This is a genomic window from Citrobacter telavivensis (assembly GCF_041807075.1).
GTDB lineage: Bacteria > Pseudomonadota > Gammaproteobacteria > Enterobacterales > Enterobacteriaceae > Citrobacter_A > Citrobacter_A telavivensis.
This window is the reverse complement of sequence record NZ_JBGUBF010000002.1, coordinates 38,441-59,258: the sequence shown is the minus strand read 5'-3', so window position 1 is coordinate 59,258 and position 20,818 is coordinate 38,441. Positions and strand designations below refer to the sequence as shown.

General features: G+C 56.0%; 16 protein-coding genes. 7 read left to right on the top strand and 9 right to left on the bottom strand.

Annotated features, from left to right (window positions below; genetic code table 11):
* Positions 1–5 precede the first annotated feature (5 nt).
* The 5 genes from ACERJC_RS11520 to ytfQ all read right to left on the bottom strand — a co-directional run bounded on the left by ACERJC_RS11520 (position 6) and on the right by ytfQ (position 5,705).
* Positions 6–1,001 (bottom strand): LacI family DNA-binding transcriptional regulator, encoded by a 996-nt coding sequence (locus ACERJC_RS11520; RefSeq protein ID WP_152401733.1) that lies wholly within the window; start codon positions 999–1,001, stop codon positions 6–8.
* Positions 1,002–1,079: 78 nt separating this feature from the next.
* Positions 1,080–2,081 carry a galactofuranose ABC transporter, permease protein YjfF gene (yjfF, locus tag ACERJC_RS11515; RefSeq protein ID WP_152401731.1) on the bottom strand — a complete coding sequence of 334 codons (1,002 nt, stop codon included), beginning with the start codon at positions 2,079–2,081 and terminating at the stop codon, positions 1,080–1,082.
* Entirely contained in the window at positions 2,068–3,090 is a 1,023-nt protein-coding gene (gene ytfT, locus ACERJC_RS11510; protein ID WP_152401730.1) for a galactofuranose ABC transporter, ATP-binding protein YtfT, read from the bottom strand. The genes yjfF and ytfT overlap by 14 nt, the downstream gene beginning before the upstream one ends.
* 13 nt (positions 3,091–3,103) lie before the next feature.
* A complete protein-coding gene (gene ytfR / locus ACERJC_RS11505) occupies positions 3,104–4,606 on the bottom strand; it encodes a galactofuranose ABC transporter, ATP-binding protein YtfR (protein WP_152401728.1) in 1,503 nt (500 codons plus the stop codon).
* Positions 4,607–4,748: 142 nt separating this feature from the next.
* Positions 4,749–5,705 carry a galactofuranose ABC transporter substrate-binding protein YtfQ gene (ytfQ, locus tag ACERJC_RS11500; RefSeq protein WP_042999211.1) on the bottom strand — a complete coding sequence of 319 codons (957 nt, stop codon included), beginning with the start codon at positions 5,703–5,705 and terminating at the stop codon, positions 4,749–4,751.
* 307 nt (positions 5,706–6,012) lie between these two features.
* On the opposite strand from ytfQ, the gene ppa reads away from it, so the two are divergent.
* Complete coding sequence (gene ppa, locus ACERJC_RS11495; protein WP_008460444.1) at positions 6,013–6,543, top strand: inorganic diphosphatase; 531 nt, start codon at positions 6,013–6,015, stop codon at positions 6,541–6,543.
* A 161-nt stretch (positions 6,544–6,704) separates the two neighbouring features.
* Here ppa and ACERJC_RS11490 read toward each other — a convergent pair whose 3' ends face one another.
* From ACERJC_RS11490 to tamA, 3 genes are read right to left on the bottom strand one after another with little or no spacing between them, the layout of a single operon-like run.
* Positions 6,705–7,049 carry a gamma-glutamylcyclotransferase family protein gene (locus tag ACERJC_RS11490; protein ID WP_042321581.1) on the bottom strand — a complete coding sequence of 115 codons (345 nt, stop codon included), beginning with the start codon at positions 7,047–7,049 and terminating at the stop codon, positions 6,705–6,707.
* Positions 7,050–7,051: 2 nt separating this feature from the next.
* On the bottom strand, positions 7,052–10,828 hold the full coding sequence (gene tamB, locus ACERJC_RS11485; protein WP_373671717.1) for an autotransporter assembly complex protein TamB: 3,777 nt from the start codon (positions 10,826–10,828) through the stop codon (positions 7,052–7,054).
* Entirely contained in the window at positions 10,825–12,558 is a 1,734-nt protein-coding gene (gene tamA, locus ACERJC_RS11480; protein WP_152401723.1) for an autotransporter assembly complex protein TamA, read from the bottom strand. The genes tamB and tamA overlap by 4 nt, the downstream gene beginning before the upstream one ends.
* A 213-nt stretch (positions 12,559–12,771) precedes the next feature.
* On the opposite strand from tamA, the gene msrA reads away from it, so the two are divergent.
* Positions 12,772–13,410, top strand: a complete 639-nt coding sequence (gene msrA, locus ACERJC_RS11475; protein WP_152401721.1) for a peptide-methionine (S)-S-oxide reductase MsrA — start codon at positions 12,772–12,774, stop codon at positions 13,408–13,410.
* A 2-nt stretch (positions 13,411–13,412) separates the two neighbouring features.
* Here the strand turns inward: msrA and ACERJC_RS11470 are convergent, their stop codons facing one another.
* On the bottom strand, positions 13,413–14,468 hold the full coding sequence (locus tag ACERJC_RS11470; RefSeq protein ID WP_373671716.1) for a LacI family DNA-binding transcriptional regulator: 1,056 nt from the start codon (positions 14,466–14,468) through the stop codon (positions 13,413–13,415).
* A 190-nt stretch (positions 14,469–14,658) separates the two neighbouring features.
* On the opposite strand from ACERJC_RS11470, the gene ACERJC_RS11465 reads away from it, so the two are divergent.
* The 5 genes from ACERJC_RS11465 to ACERJC_RS11445 all read left to right on the top strand — a co-directional run bounded on the left by ACERJC_RS11465 (position 14,659) and on the right by ACERJC_RS11445 (position 20,725).
* Positions 14,659–15,813: a Gfo/Idh/MocA family protein gene (locus tag ACERJC_RS11465; RefSeq protein ID WP_286631161.1), complete on the top strand. Its 1,155-nt coding sequence runs from the start codon at positions 14,659–14,661 to the stop codon at positions 15,811–15,813.
* Positions 15,814–15,828: 15 nt separating this feature from the next.
* Positions 15,829–17,013 (top strand): Gfo/Idh/MocA family protein, encoded by a 1,185-nt coding sequence (locus ACERJC_RS11460; protein ID WP_373671715.1) that lies wholly within the window; start codon positions 15,829–15,831, stop codon positions 17,011–17,013.
* Positions 17,010–18,077, top strand: coding sequence for a Gfo/Idh/MocA family protein (locus ACERJC_RS11455; RefSeq protein ID WP_373671714.1), 1,068 nt, complete (start codon positions 17,010–17,012; stop codon positions 18,075–18,077). The genes ACERJC_RS11460 and ACERJC_RS11455 overlap by 4 nt, the downstream gene beginning before the upstream one ends.
* Positions 18,078–18,087: 10 nt before the next feature.
* Positions 18,088–19,110, top strand: coding sequence for a Gfo/Idh/MocA family protein (locus ACERJC_RS11450; protein WP_373671713.1), 1,023 nt, complete (start codon positions 18,088–18,090; stop codon positions 19,108–19,110).
* A gap of 70 nt (positions 19,111–19,180) precedes the next feature.
* A complete protein-coding gene (locus tag ACERJC_RS11445; RefSeq protein ID WP_373671712.1) occupies positions 19,181–20,725 on the top strand; it encodes an MFS transporter in 1,545 nt (514 codons plus the stop codon).
* The last annotated feature ends 93 nt before the right edge of the window (positions 20,726–20,818 follow it).

Below are 20,818 nucleotides of genomic sequence, written 5' to 3'. Positions count from 1 at the left end.
AACGGTCAGGCGGAACAACGGATCAGCAGCGGACAAGGGATCCGTTTCTGGCCGCCGCCGGTACGTCCTTCAATCACATGCAGTGCAGCTTCCCGCCCGATAATATCGTGTGGAAGCTGCATTGTGGTTAATGGGGGTAAAAACAGATGCCCGACGCCCACCAGGTTATCAAACCCCATAACGGCAACATCCTGTGGGATGCGGATCCCTTTCGCCAGAAGAACCTGATAAGCCACAAAGGCGGCGCGATCGTTACCACAAATCAGAACATCAAAATCGGGTTTACCCGATGGAATGCAGGCGTCCAGTAAACCTGCAAGATCGGTATAGTGATCGTCACCCATCGCCATGTGAAATTGCTTCACATCCGCCAGATCCCGTCCGGCATTACGCCAGGCCTGTTCAAATCCCTGTCGACGGTACCCTGTCGCCAGCGCGCCTTCGGGTAACCAGAAGCATAATGGCTGACGATATCCCGCCGCGATCAAATACTGGGTTGCCTCATACTGCGCGGTGTAATCATCAGGGATATAGCTGGGTAACGCGGGATCGTCCGCCACACAGTTCGCCAGAACGATATTTTCGCCATGCAGAACTTCAGGTAGCGTGATATGCCGTAGCCCCATCGTGGTATAGATAATGCCATCCGGCCGGTGAGCAAGCAGTTGGCGCGCCGCACGCGCGGCATCATCATCAGAAAAAATGTTGATTAAAAAACTGTTCCAGCCGAACTCGCTGGCTGTTTGTTCAATGGCAAGCAGGATATCGACTGAGAAAGGCGTTGTGGCCGTATCCTGCGCCAGCACGGCAAGGGTCGATGGCTTACGCCCCTGGGCACGCATCTTACGGGCGGAAAGATCGGGAACATAATTCAGGGTCTGGATAGCCTGCAACACGCTGTCACGCGTTGCAGGGCGTACTGATTCCGCATTATTCATTACCCGGGAGACCGTCATCATCGACACCCCCGCCAGGCGCGCAACATCCTTTAATGAAGCCATATCCAACCCACTTGCCGTAAAACAGGCACTGTAGCAAAAACCGTCTGTTCTGTCCTGGACTGCATCGGCAAACAGATATCAATTCCTGCTCCCTGAATCAGCAATACGCGTCACCGGCGAACTCTGTCGATTTTCCCAGAGCACCGTCAGGCCACGCTGCAACGCAATGAAAATAAATAACAAAACGCCAATGGCAATTTTCGTCCACCATGAACTGAGCGTACCGTCGAAGTTAATGTAGGTCTGGATCAGCCCCTGAATCGCCACGCCAAACAGCGTTCCAAGAACCGTACCCACCCCACCGCTCAGCAACGTACCGCCGATCACCACCGACGCGATGGCGTCCAGCTCCACCCCAACCCCTGCCAGCGCGTAGCCGGCCTGGGTGTAGACAGAAAAGACAATCCCGGCCAGCGTCGCCAGCCCGGTCGACAGCATATAGATGCGAATCGTCGTGCTGCGGGTGGAAATCCCCATCAGGTTCGCCGAAATCGCATTTCCGCCAATGGCATACACCTGATTGCCAAACCGGGTGCGATGCGCGAGGAAAATCCCCATCACAACCACCGCCAACATCAGCAGACCCATCGCGCTCAGGCGACCGCCACCGGGGATTTTCCACGCCAGACTGGACAGCGTGTCGTAAATGGGATGGTTAATCGGGATCGACTCTTCCGACACCAGGTAGCTGACCCCGCGCAGGAAGAACATACCGGCAAGAGTGATGATAAAGGCCGGGATCTTTAGCGCATCAATCAACAACCCCATGAAAGCGCCAAACGCACAGCCCATCGCCAGTACCAGCGGAAACGCCAGCAGCGGCGAGATCCCCCAGTAGCCGATAGCCTTTGCCAGGAATACGCCGGTGAAGGCGATGACCGATCCGACGGAGAGATCGATCCCACCGGAGAGGATCACGAAGGTCATCCCCACGGCGATGATCCCCAGAAAGGCGTTATCGGTCAGAATGTTGCAGATAACCCGCGTGGAGGCAAAGCCGGGGAACTGGGTTAAGCAGTAGAGATAGCCCAGCACGAAAACCCCGAGGGTGATCATTAACGGTAAATTACGTTTTATCACGACCACGCACTCCTTTTAGCAGACTGATAAAGCGCTGTGACTGCACAATCAGTACGCACAGCACCACGATGGCTTTGACCACCTGGTTCATCTCCGGCGGGAATCCGGACAGCAGGATCCCGGTGTTCATCCCCTGAATAATCAGCGCACCCACCACTGACAGCAGCAAATTAAAACGCCCGCCCATCAGGGAACCGCCGCCGATCACCACCGCCAGAATGGCGTCCAGCTCCAGCCACAATCCGGCATTGTTGGCATCAGCACCGCGAATATCCGCCGTGACGATAATCCCGGCAATCGCCGCGCACAGCCCGCTCAGCACGTAGGTGAGCATGACGATGACCCGCGTGTTCACCCCGGCATTTTTCGCCGCCCGGATGTTGATCCCTACGGCTTCAATAAACATCCCAAGCGCCGTTCGCCGGGTCAGCAGCCAGAACAGCACCAGCGTGATCAGCGCGATAATGACCGGTGTGGGAAACAGCAGCAACGAACCGCTACCAAACCAGGAGAGCGTGGACGAGTCGAAGGTGACAATCTGTCCGGAGGTGATCAGTTGCGCCACGCCGCGCCCCGCCACCATCAGGATCAGCGTGGCGACAAAGGGCTGAATTTTGAGGATTGCCACCAGAACGCCGTTCCACAGGCCGGCCAGAACGCCGGTCCCCAACGCGGCGAGCAGCACCACCGGCAAGCTGTGACCCGCGACGGTCATCGCGGCGGTCGTGGCCCCGGCAATCGCCATCACCGCGCCAACGGAAAGGTCAATGCCGCCTGTGGCAATCACCAGCGTCATCCCTATCGCCAGCAATGCGACGGGGGCGGCGCGGTTCAGGATATCAATCGGGCTGCCGAACAGACGCCCGTCCTGCAACACAATCTGGTAAAAGTGGGGGGCGACAAGGCTGTCCACCAACAGCACCAGCAACAGCGCAATCAGTTGCGGCATGCCGGTCGGCCAGCGAAAGCGTCGCTTCGGCGGCGTGGTTTGCGGGAGAGATTGGGGCATCACAAGAGTCTCCTTACGCCGCGATGGCGTTCATGATCGCCGGAACGGACAGTTCAGCCAGCGGGATCTCCGCCACCTGTTTGCGGTCACGCATGATGATCACCCGATCCGCATACCCCACCAGTTCCTCCAGCTCCGAGGAGATCACCAGCAACGCCAGACCATCAGCGCACAGGGTTTCGATCAGGCGAATAATCTCGGCATGCGCCCCCACGTCGATCCCTCGCGTCGGTTCGTCGAGGATCAGAAACTGCGGTTTGGTCAGTAGCCAGCGCGACAGCAGCACTTTTTGTTGGTTGCCGCCGGAGAGAAATTCGATCGGCTGTTCTGCGCTGGGGGTGCGAATGCCAAGCTGGCGGATAAACCGCTCGGCAATGTCATTCTGTTCTTTGCGCGCAATCGGCCGCAGCCAACCGCGCTGGGCCTGTAGCGCCAGGATGATATTTTCCCGCACCGAGGCGGCGGCAATAATGCCGTCCGTTTTCCGGTCTTCCGGGCAAAAACCGATTCCCAGGCATGACGCCTGGTGAGGGGATCGCAGCGTCTGCGCTTTGCCTTTGATCTGCGCGCTGCCGCTGTCCGCCGGTTTGATGCCGAAGATCACCTCAGCCGTTTCGGTGCGTCCGGATCCGAGCAGTCCAGCCAGACCGACGATCTCACCGGGACGAACGTCGAGATCGAACGGGGAGATAGTCCCTTTCTTGCCGAAATTTTTGAACGCGGCAACCGGTTTGTCGCTAAGCAAGGTGCGTCCCGCGCGCTGTAGCGCATGGGTGTCCAGCTCGCGTCCCAGCATCATTTTGACCAGTTCTATCTGCGGCAGCTCGCGGGTTTCACGGCAGCCGACAAAACTGCCGTTACGCAGGACGGTGATCCGATCGCTAACCTGATAGACCTGATCGAGAAAATGGGTAACAAAAATCAGACTCACGCCGCGATCGCGCAGATGACGCATCAGGCCGAACAGCATCTCAACCTCTTGCGTATCGAGGCTGGCGGTGGGTTCATCGAGGATCAGGACTTTAGCGGAAAGATCGATCGCCCGGCAGATAGCCACGATCTGTTGCATCGCCACCGAATAGCGGTTCAGCGGTTCGCGCACGTCGAGGGAAAAGCCGTAAGACGCCATCAGTTCCGTGGCGCGCTTTTCCATCTCTTTGCGCCGCAGCAGGCCAAAGCGCTTAGGTTCACGGCCAATAAACAGATTGTCCGCCACCGACATATTCGGCAGCAGGTTCACTTCCTGATACACCGTGCCAATACCCAGTTGTTGAGCATGTGCGGTATTTCTGGGGGAGATGGCGCTGCCTTCCAGCCAGATGGTACCGCGATCGGCGTGATAGACGCCGGTCAGCGCTTTAATGAGCGTGGATTTTCCGGCGCCGTTCTCGCCGAGCAGCGCCATGATTTCCCCGCGACGCAGGCTGAAATCGACGTTATCCAGCGCTTTGACGCCAGGAAAGAATTTACTTAACCCCTCTGTACGGAGGATCTCCTGGTGTTGTTCAGTCGTCATGATCTTCCTCCGGTACAAAGCGTGGCCGTAGGCCCGTAGGCCGGATAAGGCGGTTACGCCGCCATCCGGCAGAACATTTGCCTGATGGCGCTTCGGTTATCAGGCCTACGGTGTAAGGTATGCCACCAGAACGGGTCTGAACTTAGTAGCCCATGTTTTTCTTCTTCTCTAACTCTTCTTTCGCGGTATCCGGCAGGTACAGCGTCGATTTGGTGATAGTGACCTTCTCAGGCATCGTGCCATCTTTCTTGAACTTCTCGAGTGCGTCGAAGGCTGGACCCGCCATGTTCGGCGTCAGTTCAACGCTGGCATTCGCTTCACCGTCAATCATTGCTTTATAAATGTCCGGTACGCCGTCGATAGAACCGGTCAGAATATCTTTGCCCGGCTTCAGCCCCGCTTCTTTGATAGCCTGGATAGCCCCGATCACCATGTCATCGTTATGGGCGTAAACCATGCAGATGTTCTTGCCGTTGTTCTCCGCTTTGATAAAGCTTTCCATGACCTCTTTACCTTTACTGCGGGTGAAGTCACCGGACTGGGAACGGATGATTTTGATGTTTGGCGCTTTGGCAATGGCCTCAGCAAACCCTTTCTTACGGTCAATGGCCACACTGGCACCGACGGTGCCCTGTAACTCAACCACATTACACGGCTTACCATTAACCTCTTTGATCAGCCAGTCACCGATCAGTTGGCCTTCGAGCACGTTGTTGGCGGTGACGGTGGTCATATAGAGAGATTTGTCTTTTACATCGATGGAACGATCGAGCAGGAAGACCGGAATCTCGGCATCTTTCGCTTCCTTCAGCACCGGCTCCCATCCTGTCGCCACCACCGGCGCAATGAAGATGGCATCAACGCCCTGAGCGACAAATGAACGCACGGCTTTAATCTGGTTTTCCTGCTTTTGCTGACCGTCAGCGATTTTCAGCGTAATGCCGCGCTTCTCGGCCTCGCTTTTCGCCACGTTGGTCTCTGCGGCGCGCCAGCCGGACTCAGAGCCGACCTGCGAAAATCCTACGGTTAATGGGGCGGCCATGGCCATAGACGACATGGCTGCCGAAACTGCTGTGACGATAAGTAAGCGCTTCCACATAACTGTGTCCTCGTAGGGTAGGTTATTGTTGGTTAAGAAACAGTCGCGAAAAAACTATAGACAATCGAGCATGTAACGGATTGCGTTACATCACACTTCAAAAAAGTAAATAGAACGTTAATCACAAGTTTGTAATCGCTTCCATTTCCCTATGAAAAAAGCGGCTGAAGATATGGATTTTCCTGTCATGCGAGTGGTCTGAAAAGACCGGTACGAGGCGAGTGAAAACAAAATCAGGCGAAGACATTCGTCGCGAGATCGCTATAATACTCGCCACTTGTTTACGACACAGTTAAAGGAAACAGACATGAGCTTACTCAACGTCCCAGCAGGTAAAGACCTGCCGGAAGATATCTACGTTGTTATCGAGATCCCGGCTAACGCAGATCCGATCAAATACGAAGTCGACAAAGAGAGCGGCGCACTGTTCGTCGACCGCTTCATGTCCACCGCGATGTTCTATCCGTGCAACTACGGTTACATCAACCACACTCTGTCTCTGGACGGTGACCCGGTTGACGTTCTGGTCCCGACCCCGTATCCGCTGGAACCAGGCTCCGTTATCCGCTGCCGTCCGGTTGGCGTACTGAAAATGACCGACGAATCCGGTGAAGATGCGAAACTGGTTGCCGTGCCGCACACCAAACTGAGCAAAGAGTACGATCACATCAAAGATGTGAACGACCTGCCGGAACTGCTGAAAGCACAGATCACGCACTTCTTCGAGCACTACAAAGATCTCGAAAAAGGCAAGTGGGTGAAAGTGGACGGTTGGGACAACGCTGAAGCCGCTAAAGCTGAAATCATTGCCTCCTTCGAGCGCGCCGCGAAGAAATAAGTTCGCTGAACGCTGAAAACCCTGAACGCCGGGTACCGGTCAGTAAGGGTTTTTTTATGCCTGCGTTTTGGCAAAAGGGGAAAAGAGCACCGGAAGGCCGGCAATCCGGAATGCGAGTGACATCGCATAAAACAACGCCACCCGAAGGTGGCGCGGAGGTTTCAGTACTGGTCTCTGTCTAACCAGTTACCGCTGTCGATCAGCGTTAATCCGTCCACCGGGCGCTGGTACACGTACATCCATGCACTGCCGTACGGCGTCTGGATCAACTGGCGTGCGTATTCACCGCCGCGGGTGCGCAAAGCATCCAGCTCGGCCAGAGTCGCATTATCAATACGATAAACCTCACCGTGTACCGTTCCGTTCCCCGGAACTGCGCCTGGATAGTGGCCCAGACTGTACAACTGGTAGTTATCGATACTGTAATTTCCCAGCAACTGGGCGTTGGTCATCCAGTGGCTGTTGCCTTGTTTGGTTCGTAAACTGCCGTAGACAAATATTCGCATTGCTAAAACTCAAACTGATAGAGCAAATCCAGTGCCTGATCTACGCCAGACACGGCTTCCAGATATAGCTTAGGCATCAGACGATAACGTAACGTGAGTGTCGCCAGTGAGTCAAATATACCCACACCATATTTCACCTGCAGACCTGGCAGTACATATCCGCTGACCACGACCTGGGAGGAGTCGCCCACCCCCTGCGTGTCCAGTGCCAGATTGCTTACGCCAAATGTCTCCCCGATTTTACCCACAACCTGACCACTTTGTGCAACCCCCAGACCAATAAGCATTGAGGTCATTGCGGCACTGTCGCTTTGATCGCTGCTCAGGCCCTGGCCACGCAGCAGATAAGAGAGCGCTTCCTGCTGCGACATCGCCGGGTCAGAGAAGATCTCAGCCTTCGGCTCATCTGCCGTTCCGGTGACGCGAACACCGGCGATCACCGCATCCTCTGTCGCCTCCGGGTTACGAATGGCTTCGATATTCAGCAACGGCTGATCCGGCGGTCCCGAGAACAACAGCTCGCCTTTACGCACAATCAGATCCTGACCGTAGGCGTGGAAGCGACCTTCCGGAATGTTGATCTGTCCGTTTAGACCCAGTCCCTGTTTATCCTGCGCCACTTTCAGATCGCCTGTCAGACGGGCTTTCAGACCAAACGCATCCATCCGCACGTTATTACCGACGTGTACAATCAGATTGCTGTTGATCGGGATCCCGGCACTCTGCGGCTTCTCTGGCTGCAGGTCATTATTGAGCATCACTTCGTCGCTCGACACGCCCACGGCGCTCTCTGGCAGGTCGTGTACCACAATACGCGCCCACGGCACGTCTACCCGTCCGTCCAGCGTAAACAGATTCGGCGTCGCGTCGAAAACCACATCCGGAGAAACGTCGAGGCGCACCATTGGCGGCACGGTGATACGTACCCGACTCCCTTTCGCCGCCACGCGCGCGCGCCAGTTGTCGATCTGGCTCCAGTCGGCGTCGCCGCTCAGATTGATCTGCCCCTGTTGGGTTCGTATCTCCCCGGTAAGCGTCGAGCGCGTACCGTTGAAATTCATCGCCAGTTGGCTCGGTTGCATATCAAACGGCATAAAGTTGCCGTCGATATCCAGACCGCTCAGTTGCAATTGACCAAACATCTGTGGGCTCTGCACATCACCGCCCAGGCGTAAATTGGCGCTCAGCATACCTGCGGCCTTCTCACCACGCGCGAAGATCGGGTTCACCATCGCAAGGTTGACGTTGCGAATGTTGACGTTACCGCCCAGGTTACGACGGCCCTGCGGATCGGTGACCTGTACCTGTCCGTCAAGCTGGCCGTTATTGGTCAGGCGGATCAGCCAGCCCAGTTCCGCACGATTGTTGCGCAGATCGGCCGTCACGTTCAGGGTATCGAACGCCAGCGGCAGCGGCGCGTCGTTGACCGTCTGCGTCACCTTCACGTTACGCCCGGAAAGCGTGACATTGCCCTGCGGCAGCCCCTCTTTAGTGGTGTCCCACGACACGTCCGCTTTGCCGGTGAATACGCCACTGGCCTGAGTCGCCTCCGGCATAAACGGTTTCAGCATCGCCAGATCAAAGCGGTTGAGATTCACCACCGCCCGCCCTTCGGCACCGGCATCGATAGTTTGCGGCACGCACAGTTCAGCATTCGGGTTTGCCCAGCAGTGTGGCCCGATGCTGATTTTCTGCTCCTGGTTACGGTAGTCGAGCGCGATGGCGCGGGTCAGGGTTAACGGCCCTACCGGCGTCTGGAAACGCGTATTGCTCAGCGAGCCTTTCCAGCGCTCTTCTTTACGATCAAAGCTCCCGATCAGATCCAGTTGACCAGAGACCGGCTCACCCTGAACGCGCAGTTGCAGTTCATGTTGCTTCTCGCTCCCTTTGGCGTTCAGCGTCACGAGGCTGATGTTCACGTCAGGCTGCGAAATGCGCTCAACCCGCACGTTGAGGTTACCGGCAATCTGGTCGGTCGATTTAATGTCGCCTTCCACGCGCACCTGGGCAACCGACAGTTCCTGCCAGCGCAGCCCACGGGCGGTGATATCCGCCAGCAGTTGCGGAGCGTCAACCGTACCACGTACTTTGACCAGCCCTTTTGCCGTACCGCCGAGTCCCGGCAATGCGTTGTCCAGTCCCGGCGCGTCAATGGTCGCATCCAGATTGAGATCTTTAACGCCCAGTTCACCTTTCACGTCGGCGCTGTTTGGCCCCAGTTCCAGGTGCAGCCCTGGAATGGTCCACTGCATGTAGCTGTTGCCTTTCAGCGACCCATTAACGTTAACCTTGTTCTGCTTAACGTTACCGGTCAGCTTCAGCTCCGGCACCTCCATCTGCCAACTGCCGCCATACAGGCTGCCCCGGGTTTTAATCAGACCATTGAGCTTCGACGGCCAGTCCGGCACCTCTTTCGCCGTATTGATGCCGTCCAGCGTCAATTCGCCTCGCCAACTGATCGCCTGCTGCCAGTCCACCAGCGCCTTCAGCTCGGTTTTCCCTTCCAGCGCAGCCACGCTGAGCTTGTCGAGGTTAATCTGCTGTTCGTTGCCCTTCGCATCGAGCATGATGGTCGCCGGTGGGATATCCTGTCCTTTCACCGCCGTACGCATCGAGAGCGTATAGTCCGTCATCTTGCCGGTGAGCTTGAGTTTGATATCGTCGGCCTGGAACTGTTTGTCGCCGGTAAACGGCCAGTAAACCTGCTTGCTGACCACTTCCAGATTCAGCGGCAGCCCGGCTTCCGCCAGACGCGTCTGGGCACGCAGATCCAACGCCACCGGTCCGGAGAGGTTCACGCCCACTTCCAGTTGTTCACGCAGCGCACCGCCTACCTTCAACTTCACCTTCTCGCCTTTCAGCGGGTCCATGTTCAGCGTGCTGTTCAGGGTGATGTCTACCGGCCAGTTGTCGGTTAACTGGGCCGACCCGCTGGCGTTCACCGTGCCCTGGTTAGAGTCAACGTCCAACGCATCGAGCTTCATGTTGCCATCGATACTACTCACCTTCAGCAGCAGGTTATGCACCGTCAGGTCAGTATCGCCGGTGATGCGCAGTTGTTCGCCTTTGAACTCTTCAATATTGAGATTGAGCGGCAGATGCACGTCCGTCATCTCCGGCAGAACCGGTTTTGAGAACAGATCTTTCAGCGTTTCGCCAAGCGGCTTTTCATCCGGCTGCGGGTTCTGGATCTTCGGCTCGACGACTTCTTCCTGAGCAACCTCCGCCACTTTCGGCAGCGCGATCAGCAATCCCTGCAACGACGTGGGCTTGAGGGTCAGATCCTTCTCCTGCCAGTGCAGGCCGGAGGTAAACGCCATCACCGACACGGTGGTGTCATCAATTTTAATATTGACGTTGTTCAGCGCCACACGGGAAAGCGTTACCGGATACGGCGTGGAGAGATTCAGCGGGCCGCTCTCTTCTTCTTCGACCGGCGCGGACGGCGGCATTTTTTTACTGTCGATCGCCACATTAATGTCTTTGAGCGACAGATCGTTCACGCACAGACTGCTGTTCCACAGGCAATCCAGCCCCACGGCCAGATGCACTTCACCCGCGTTAACCGCCACGCCGGGCTGGTCAAAGCGGATATTTTTCAGAGACAGATCGCGCCAGCCGCCGGTAACCTGGCCGATTTCCAGCCCCGGCACCCAGCGATTCGCAGCATTGAAGATCAGATGCAGACCGGTTGTCGTTCCAACCAGAAACGCCACCGTCCCCAGCAACAGCAGGATAAAAATCAGTACGCCGAGGCTTATCTTCTTCCATAAACTCATAATTCAGGCCCCAGACCGATGTAAAACTGTAAACCGTGTTCATCTTTGTCGCCGACCGGAACGGCAAAATCGAGCTTGATGGGCCCGACCGGAGACTGCCAGCGTACGCCCACCCCGGCACCGGTTTTGATATCGCTTTTACGGATATCACTGACGGCTTCACCACTGTCGACAAACATCGCCCCCCACCATTTACCGGTGACGTTGTACTGGTATTCCAGCGACCCGGTCGCCAGTTTTGAGGCCCCTTTCAGGTCGCCGTTACTGTATTTTGGTGAGATGGATTTGTATTTGTAGCCGCGAATACTGCGGTCGCCCCCGGCAAAGAAACGCAGGTCTGGCGGCACTTTGTCGAAATCGCCGGTTTCGATCCAGCCGAGATTGCCGCGCATCACGAAGCGATGGCGATCGTACAGAGAACGGATCCAGACGTTTTGTGCCTGAAAGACCGAGAAATCGACGTCGGAGCCCCAGGCGGTGTTGGAGTAATCAATGGAGTAACGCTGAGAGTCGCCCCAGGTGGGCATCAGGCCGCCGCGCGAACGGGTACGGCTGATCATCACGCCGGGATAAAGCAGCATGGTGGTGTTCGTCACCTCCCCCTGAGTAAAGTGGTCGAGACTCCAGCGCAGGTTAATGGCGCGCTGCCAGCCGCTGGAAAGATCCCAGTAGCGGGAAACCGCAAGCGTGGTGGAGTCCTGTTCGGTATCGTTGAGATCGGTACGCTTAAAACCGCCCTGCACCAGATAGTATTGCTCCAGCGGGTTCTTCAGCAGCGGCATTTTATAGCTAAAATCCAGTTGCTGTTCTGGTGACGAGATACTGGCGCTGGTCGTCAGGCTGTGGCCGTAAGCGTTCATCCACGGTTTTTTCCACGTGGTCTTCACGCGCGGCCCCACGTCGGTGGAATAACCCACCCCGGTCTCAATGGTGTTTTCCGTTCGCGGCGACACCACCCCCTTCAGCGGCAACACTTTGGTTTTTCGCGCTTTATCGAATTCGGGTGCGACAACCACAGAGTTAAACCAGCCGGTCGCCGACAGTCGGCGGTTCAGTTCGCCGAGATCTTTCGACTCGTACGCATCCCCTTCTTTAAACGGCACCAGGTTTTGCAGGTACTCCTCGCGGATCTGCGAGCCTTCAAAAGAGACGTGACCAAAGCGATAACGTTCACCGCTGTTGTAATCGATATCCCAGAACGCCTGATGACGATCAAGCGCAATACCCAACTGGCTCTTATTAAATTCGCTGTCGAAATACCCTTTACGTAGCGCCACGCTGGTTAATGACTTTTTGAAGCTGTCATAGTCCCCATGATCGAGCACTGTACCGATCGCCGGACGCGTTTTCAGCAGATCCAGGTAATCTCTGTCGGTACGCGCGCCGCCGCGTAAAATGACTTCTGTTCCGCCAATGCGCACCGGTTCACCGGGCGTCACTTTGGCCACCAGCACCTGACGCCCTTTCGCCGGAGGCGGACGCAGATCGAAATCAATAGTCGGTTCGTAATAGCCGAGTGCCTTTAATCCTTCGCGAATGGCGTCATCCACGCGCGCGCGAAAACGCCGGTCCGGCGTGACTTCATCACCCTGGATGGTTGAGAGTTGTGCCCGGACGTTTTTCTCCAGTTCTCCTGATAGCCCTTCGACCTGTAAACGGACGTTCGCGGCAAAGGCAGAACTGCTTAAACACAACAGGCTCACCCAACATAACTGACGGATATGTGGCACTTTTTCTCCTGAATATCCCTTATTTCCACCCTGGAAAAAATCATAACGCCGATCCACGGCTTAACAAAAACCCAACAACTGGGATTGAAAAACAGACGACTACCCAAATATTTCTTATGTTTACTGTAGACGCATTCCTAACGGTTATTGTGTGCAAATACGCGTCTTGTTACAACCTTAACCCCAATTACTGATTTTCGGGAGAACCGCACCATGAGTCTATTTGATAAAAAGCACCTGATTTCACCATCGGATGCATTACCTGGGCGCAATACCCCGATGCCCGTGGCGACGCTGCATGCCGTCAACGAACATTCGATGACGAACGTCCCTGAAGGGATGGAAATCGCGATTTTCGCGATGGGCTGTTTCTGGGGCGTAGAACGGTTGTTCTGGCAGTTGCCCGGCGTTTACAGCACGGCTGCGGGGTACACCGGCGGCTACACGCCGAATCCCACCTACCGGGAAGTCTGTTCCGGTGAAACTGGCCACGCCGAGGCGGTGCGCGTGGTGTACGATCCGGCGGTCATCAGCTATGAACAGTTGCTGCAGGTTTTCTGGGAAAACCACGATCCGGCACAGGGCATGCAACAGGGCAACGACCACGGCACCCAATATCGTTCGGCTATTTATCCGCTGACACCGGAGCAGGACAGCGCCGCTCGCGCCAGTGTTGAGCGCTTCCAGGCCGCCATGCGCGCGGCGGGGGACGATCGCCACATCACTACCGAAATCAGCAACGCGACACCGTTTTATTACGCGGAAGACGACCACCAGCAGTATCTGCACAAAAACCCGTACGGCTACTGCGGTATCGGCGGGATTGGCGTCTGTTTACCCCCTGACGCGTAAGATCAGCGTTCCACCGTCACGCGGGCCGCATGCCGCGTGGCGCTGGCGACAGTCCCTTTCTGTGAAAGCATCCCTTTCAGCAACAGATTAAATACCGGCGCGTCGGGCCGGTTCAGGCGATGTTGCAGCAGATGCACCGCCTCCACGCCCAGCGCCCGGCAGGGAATAGTCATGCTGCTCACCGTCGCCACGATGCGGGCGTCCAGCTCCTGTACGCCCGTGGTCATCAGCGACATCTCTTGCGGAACGCGCACCCCGTGGGCGTTCAGTACCTGCAGGATGCCGGTAGACATCGACGCGCCGGCGCAGAAAATCACTTCCGGCCAGTCGTGACGCGGTGTATCGCGCAGCCATTCGCCCATCGCCTGCTCCGACTCTTCTGCAGTGAACCCTTCCGTCACCAGCAGATCGCAATGGGTATCAAACGGGATCTGGTACTGACGATAGACCTCTTTAATGCCTTCCAGCCGCCAGTACATCGTCTCCCGCCGCAGGCTGGTGACGTTGAGAATGCGCCGGTGCCCTTGATCGAACAGATACTGCATCGCCCGGTTGCCAATTGCCCGATGGTCCGGCGACACCGAATCCAGCAGCCCTTCCCTGTCCTGCGTATTGATCAACACACAGGGCTTCTCCAGCGACAGCGCCAGCTTGTGGATCGTCGGATCATCAATGCCGATCAGAATGATGGCATTGATGTTCTTATGGTTGGCCTTTTCCAGAAAAGCTTTGATATCCGCACGCTGTTCATCCAGGCCGCAATAGCTCACCCAAACATCGTGTGACGCGACCGCCTCAGCAATGCCGCGCGTCACTTCAAGGTAGAAAGCATCACCCTGCGCCGTGAACGTACGCTGCGGGGCGAAGACGGCGATGCCGTTAATCAACAGTCGTCCACTGGCGAGTGAGTCGAGAACGCCCAGTTGTCGCGCACATTTCACTATTGCCTCACGCGCCTTGTCGCTGGTGTAGGACTTCCCGCTTAGCACCCGCGAAACGGTGCTCACTGAGAAGCCCGTTAAGGCGGCAATTTCATCCATTTTCAGCTTGCCCGGCATTCTGTGACCTCGCTCGCAATGTATCTTTGCAAATTTTTGCAGACATACTTCGTTGATTCTAAAACACCTTTTTAATTAGCACGCTAACTTATTTTGCATCCTGCAAGCGCTCTCACAAAATCACGTTGTCGACCTTCCAGGCGTTTCTTATGTTCCGCTTATCCCTCCTTGTTCCTGAATAAGGCATGACATGAAAAAAGTACGTTTTGGCATTATTGGCGTGGGTAACATCGGTACCGTCCATGCCCGTTATCTGTTGGCGGGAACCGTGAATGACGCCTGCCTGACCGCCGTCTGCGACAACAACGCCGCCAAGCATGCCGCCATCCGCCAGTTGGTGGGCGAATCCGTGACGCTGTTCAGCGATGCGCGCGACATGCTGGAGAGCGGACTGATTGACGCCGTCATTGTCGCGACACCGCACTATGATCATCCAGGGCTGTCCATCATGGCCATGCGTCTGGGGATCCACACGCTCTGTGAGAAACCCGCTGGCGTCTACACCGCTCAGGTTAAGGAGATGAACGCCTGCGCCCGCGAGTGCGACGTGGTCTTCAGCATGATGTACAACCAGCGCCCTAACCCGCTGTATCAGAAGGTGAAAGATCTGATCGACAGCGGTGAGCTGGGCGAACTGCGACGCTCCAACTGGATTATCACCAACTGGTATCGCTCGCAGAGTTACTACAACTCCGGCGGCTGGCGCGCAACCTGGAAAGGCGAAGGGGGCGGCGTATTGCTGAACCAGGATCCGCACCAACTCGATCTCTGGCAGTGGCTGGTCGGTATGCCCGTGCGGATGCGCGCTTTCTGCCAGTTCGGTAAGCATCGGCAGATTGAAGTCGAAAACGAGGTGACGGCGTATGCCGAGTACGCGAACGGGGCGACGGGGGTTTTCATCACTACCACCGCCGAAGCGCCGGGCACCAACCGTCTGGAAATTGTCGGCGATCGCGGCAAAGTGGTTGTCGAAGAGGGTCGCCTGCGTTTCTGGCGATTACGTGAGTCCGAAACAGAATTTAACGCTCGCTGGCAAAACGGTTTCGGCGAACCGGAGTGCTGGGAAGTTTCCATCCCCACCGCCCCGGAGTGTAGCGAACACGTTGTTATTACCCGCAATTTCACCGCCGCCATTCTGCATGGCGAACCACTCATCGCCCCCGGTCTGGAGGGCATTCACGGCCTGACGCTTTCCAATGCTATGCATCTCTCCACCTGGATAGATGACTGGGTCGCGCTGCCCATTGACGAGCAGCGCTACTACCAGCTGTTGCAGGAACGTATTGCGTCATCGGTCGAAAAAACGGTTGCCAGCCGCACGCTGGACGCCTCCGGAACCTGGTAACGGCGAGGAGTGATCATGCTGAATATAGCGATTGTCGGAACGGGGAATATCTCTCATCAGCACATTCAGGGCTATCTGACGTTTCCTGAGCGCTGTCGGATTGTCGCCCTGGTGGATATTTTTCCCGAAAAGGCCGAAGAGAAAAAAGCGCGTTACGGACTGCACGACGCACGGGTTTACGCCAGCCATCAGGCAATGCTGGAAGCCGGGACGACGGTTGACCTGGTGGATGTCTGCACGCCGCCCTATGTTCACGCGGAAATCGCCATTGATGCCCTGAACCGCGGCAAACACGTCCTCTGTGAAAAACCGATGGCAGCATCGCTGGAAGAGTGTGACGCGATGATTGCTGCGCAACAGGCCAGCGGCAAAACGCTGTCTGTCATCGCGCAAAACCGTTTTACCGACGCCTTCTGGCGTTTGAAAACGGTGGTGGATTCCGGCCTGGCGGGCAAGATTTGTCACGCTCAGGTGGATTCCTTCTGGTGGCGTGGACACTGCTACTACGACCTGTGGTGGCGCGGCACGTGGGAGAAGGAAGGCGGTGGCTGCACGCTCAATCACGCGGTACACCATATCGACGCCATCCAGTGGATGCTCGGTTTTCCCAGCGAAGTGGTGGCAATGATGACCAACGTCGCCCATGACAATACGGAAGTGGAAGATCTCAGCGCCGCCATCTTCCGGTATCCCAATGGCGCGCTGACCCAACTGACCGCCTCCGTGGTGCATCACGGTGAAGATCAGAAAATTGTGATTCAGGGTGAGAAGGCGCGTATTTCCGCGCCATGGAACGTGTTCGCCAGCCAGTCCGCAGACAATGGTTTCCCACAGGCAGGAAACGACTCTGCGCGAGAAGACAGTCTGACAACGCGGTTTCACGCCACTCCGGCCCTGCAATGGACGTTGCATACCGGGCAAATTGACAATGTGCTAACCGCTATTGAGCAACAAATCGAACCGCTGGTAGATGGCGAACAGGGCAAACTCGCGCTGGAACTGATCGCCGCTGTCTACAAATCGGCGATCACCCGGTCGGTCGTGACCCTGCCTGTTCAGCGCGACGACGCGTTTTATCGCACGGGAGGCCTGCTCGAGAAGGCCCCACATTTTTATGAGAAATCCGCCTCGGTGAGCAACTTTGCCGAGGTGGGCGCGATCCCGCTGGGTAAAGATTTAGATTCAGGAGTTGAAGAATGAACAAGCATGACGGAATGAACTACGCCCCGACCGGCAAACCACAGCCGGTCGTCAAGCCAGGCGAATTTATCATTGCCGCTGCAGCGCTCGATCACGGCCATATCTATGGCATGTGCAACGGGCTGATTGAGGCCGGCGCGACGCTGAAATGGGTATACGACCCGGATCCGGCAAAAGTGGCAAGCTTTCTACAACAGTATCCACAGGCGCAGGTCGCTGACTCACTGGCAACAATCCTCACTGACGCAACGGTTGACCTGGTCGCCAGTGCGGCGATCCCTTCGGAACGTTGCCCGCTGGGGCTGAAGGTGATGGCCGCCGGGAAAGACTATTTCACCGACAAAGCACCGTTGACCACGCTGGAGCAACTAGAAGAGGCCAGAGCAATGGTGGCAAAAACCGGACGCAAATACGCGGTCTACTACAGCGAACGTCTGCATGTGGAAAGCGCCGTCTTTGTGGGTGATCTGATCAAACAGGGCGCAATTGGCCGGGTGATACAAACCCTCGGCACTGGCCCGCACCGTGAAGGCAGCGGTCGCCCGGACTGGTTCTACGAGCGACGCTATTTCGGTGGCATTCTCTGCGACATCGGCAGCCATCAGATCGAACAGTTTCTGTTCTATACCGGCAACAGCGACGCGCATATTGTGGCAAGCCAGGTACGCAACGTGAATCACCCGCAATATCCTCAGTTCGAAGATTTTGGCGACGCGATGCTGGCAGGCGATAACGGCGCAACGGGCTACTTCCGTTGCGACTGGTTCACACCAGGCGGCCTCTCAACCTGGGGCGATGGACGCCTGACGCTGCTCGGCACCGAAGGCTATATCGAAATCCGCAAATATGTCGATATCACTCGCGGCGAGCAGGATGTGGTCTATCTGGTCAACAAAGAGGGGGAATTTCGTTATCCCGTCGCCGGTAAGGTGGGTTTCCCGTATTTTGGTCAGCTCATCCTCGACTGTATCCGGCGTACTGAAAACGCCATGACGCAGGAACACGCCTTTAAAGCGGCGGAGCTGTGCGTTAAGGCGCAGATGCGGGCAAACGCGAGCATGTGACGGAGGCACCATGAACACAGTGAATGCCGCCATTATTGGCGGGGGTGCTATCCATGCCATCCACGCTGAGGCGCTGCAGCAGTTGCCCAACGTCAGGCTGCGCGCGATTGCCGAAACGGACATCAACAAAGGACGACAACTGGCGGCGCTTTATGATTGCCATTTTTATCATGACTACCGCGAAATGCTCTGGGATGACGCGATCGACGTTGTGCATATTTGCACCCCGCATTATCTGCATAAACCGATGATCCTTGCCGCGCTGGCGGCAGGGAAACATGTGTTTTGCGAAAAGCCGGCGGTGATGCGCGCGCTGGACGTGGCAGAAGTCGAGACGGCCCTCGCCCATGCGCGGGGCACGCTTGGGATCTGTTATCAGAACCGGCTCAATCCCACCAGTCTCGCCATTAAGCAGCAGTTGCAGGAGGGCGCGATAGGCAAGATGCTCGCCATTAAAGCCGTGCTGACCTGGTCGCGTGGCGGCAGTTATTACACCGCCAGTCCCTGGCGTGGAAAAGCCGCCACCGAAGGCGGCTGTCTGCTCATCAACCAGGCGATCCACACGCTCGATCTGATGCAATGGTTTGCCGAGGGCGTGACGCGGGTCAAGGGGGTGGTCGACAGCACCTGGCTTGCCAGTACCATCGACGGTGAAGACAGCGCCATGGCGACCTTTGCCTTTCGCAACGGCGCGCGTGGACTGTTTTATGCCAGCAACTGCCACACCACCAACTCACCGCTCCAGTTGGAAATACACGGTGAAAAAGGCACGTTGCTTCTTGAGGGGAGCGAGCTGTGGCATATCAACGGGGAGACGCGACAAAAGCTGGCAAGCGACGCTGCCCCTGATGGCAGCGGCAAAAGCTACTGGGGCGTCGGTCATCGTGAAGCGATCCGTCAGTTCTATTATGCCCTACACCATCCCACCACCGGGAGCGTATGCAACATTCACGAAGCCGCTAAATCATTGCAGATCGTCGATGCCATTTATCGTTCGTCGCAATTACATACCTGGATAAACCTGGAGAAATAAATCCGCAGAAAGTGAATCCCGACCGGATAAGGCACATCCGGCAATCAAGTCATACTACAGGAATAATCATATGGCGAAACCTACTGAACGTAGAGTAGGTTACGGCGTAGCAATTGGCTACGGCGTAACCGATTTATTTGGTGGCGGTGCATTCGCAGTTATTGGCACCTGGCTGTTATTTTTTTACACCACCTACTGTGGACTGTCTGTACTGGAAGCCGGTTCTATATTTGCTATTGCACGTATCATCGATGCAATATTAAGCCCGGTGATGGGTTATATTACCGACAACTTCGGCAACACCTGGCTTGGTAGAAAATTTGGCCGTCGGCGTTTCTTTTTATTGATAAGCGCTCCGCTCATGTTTCTCTATGCGCTGGTGTGGATTACCGACATGAGCTACTGGTATTACCTGGGAACGTATCTTTCCATCGAACTGCTCTCGGCGATGGTGCTGGTGCCCTGGGAGACGCTGTCAGCAGAGATGACCAACCGCTTCAGCGAACGTACGCGCCTCTCTGGCGTGCGCATGATGTGTTCACAACTGGGTGGTTTTTTAGCGGTTTCCGTACCCGGCATTATTATGCAATATACGGGTAAAGATAATTCATTGACCTATACCCTGACCGGGATCGTGTTTGCGATTATTTATTGTGTCGCCGTATTCACAACCTGGGCAACGACCTGGGAAGCAAAAGATGTGCGGGAAGAATATGAATTCACACCGGACACGCAGCGCAGTACCGGATTATTAAACCACCTGAAGTATTTGGTCGTGGATCTTTTTTCTGCCTTTAAACTGCGTATTTTCCGCCAGCATATTCTTATCTATATTTGTTCATTCACTGCCCTGGATGTCTTTGGCTCCGTTTTCACTTATTACGTGATCTATGGATTAAAACAGGATGCGGCCACGGTTTCCGGACTGTTAAGTATCGCGGCGTTTGTTTCGGTCCCCGGCACGTTCGGCTTTATGCTGCTGATGAATAAGCTCAACATGACGCCTTCTGCGGCACTGCGCCTCTCCTACGGCAGTATTTTCTTCGTCCTGGCCTGTCTTTTTACCCTTTATCTGGGCGATATCCAGCTCCCGGCCCTGCTCTTTTCCGCAATATTTGTCCTGTTCGGCCTGGCAAAAGCCGGGTTGTATTACATCCCGTGGAACATCTACAGCTTTATTCCGGATGTGGATGAGATAGTCACCCGTCAGCGTCGGGAAGGCATTTTTGCCGGGGTGATGGTGCTGACCCGAAAAAGCACCGTTGCGCTGGCGATTATGTTGATTGGCGTGGTGCTGGAAGAGAGCGGCTTTGTCAAAGGCGGCGGTTCGCAACCCATCGGCGCGCTACACGCCATTATTGGTCTGATGATATTTGCGACCGCAGCCCTGCTGGCCGTCAGCTTTTACACCACGTTCCGCTTTAAGCTGACGCAAAAGACGCACAAAATCCTGATCAAAGAGGTGGCGCGTCGCAAACTCGGCGGTAAATGTGAAGACTGCGACGAAGAGACCCGCGCCGTCATTAAGTCACTCACCGGCTTCGCCTACGATGAAATATGGGATGCCGCGCCAGGTGAACGAAATAAGCATCGGACGGCTACCGCTGAAAATTAACCCTCTGGCGGCTTTACAGTCCCTTACGCTATACTAGCCCCTGAACTTACCGGCTCACCTCTACGAGCCGGTTTTCAATAAGCATTACCACAT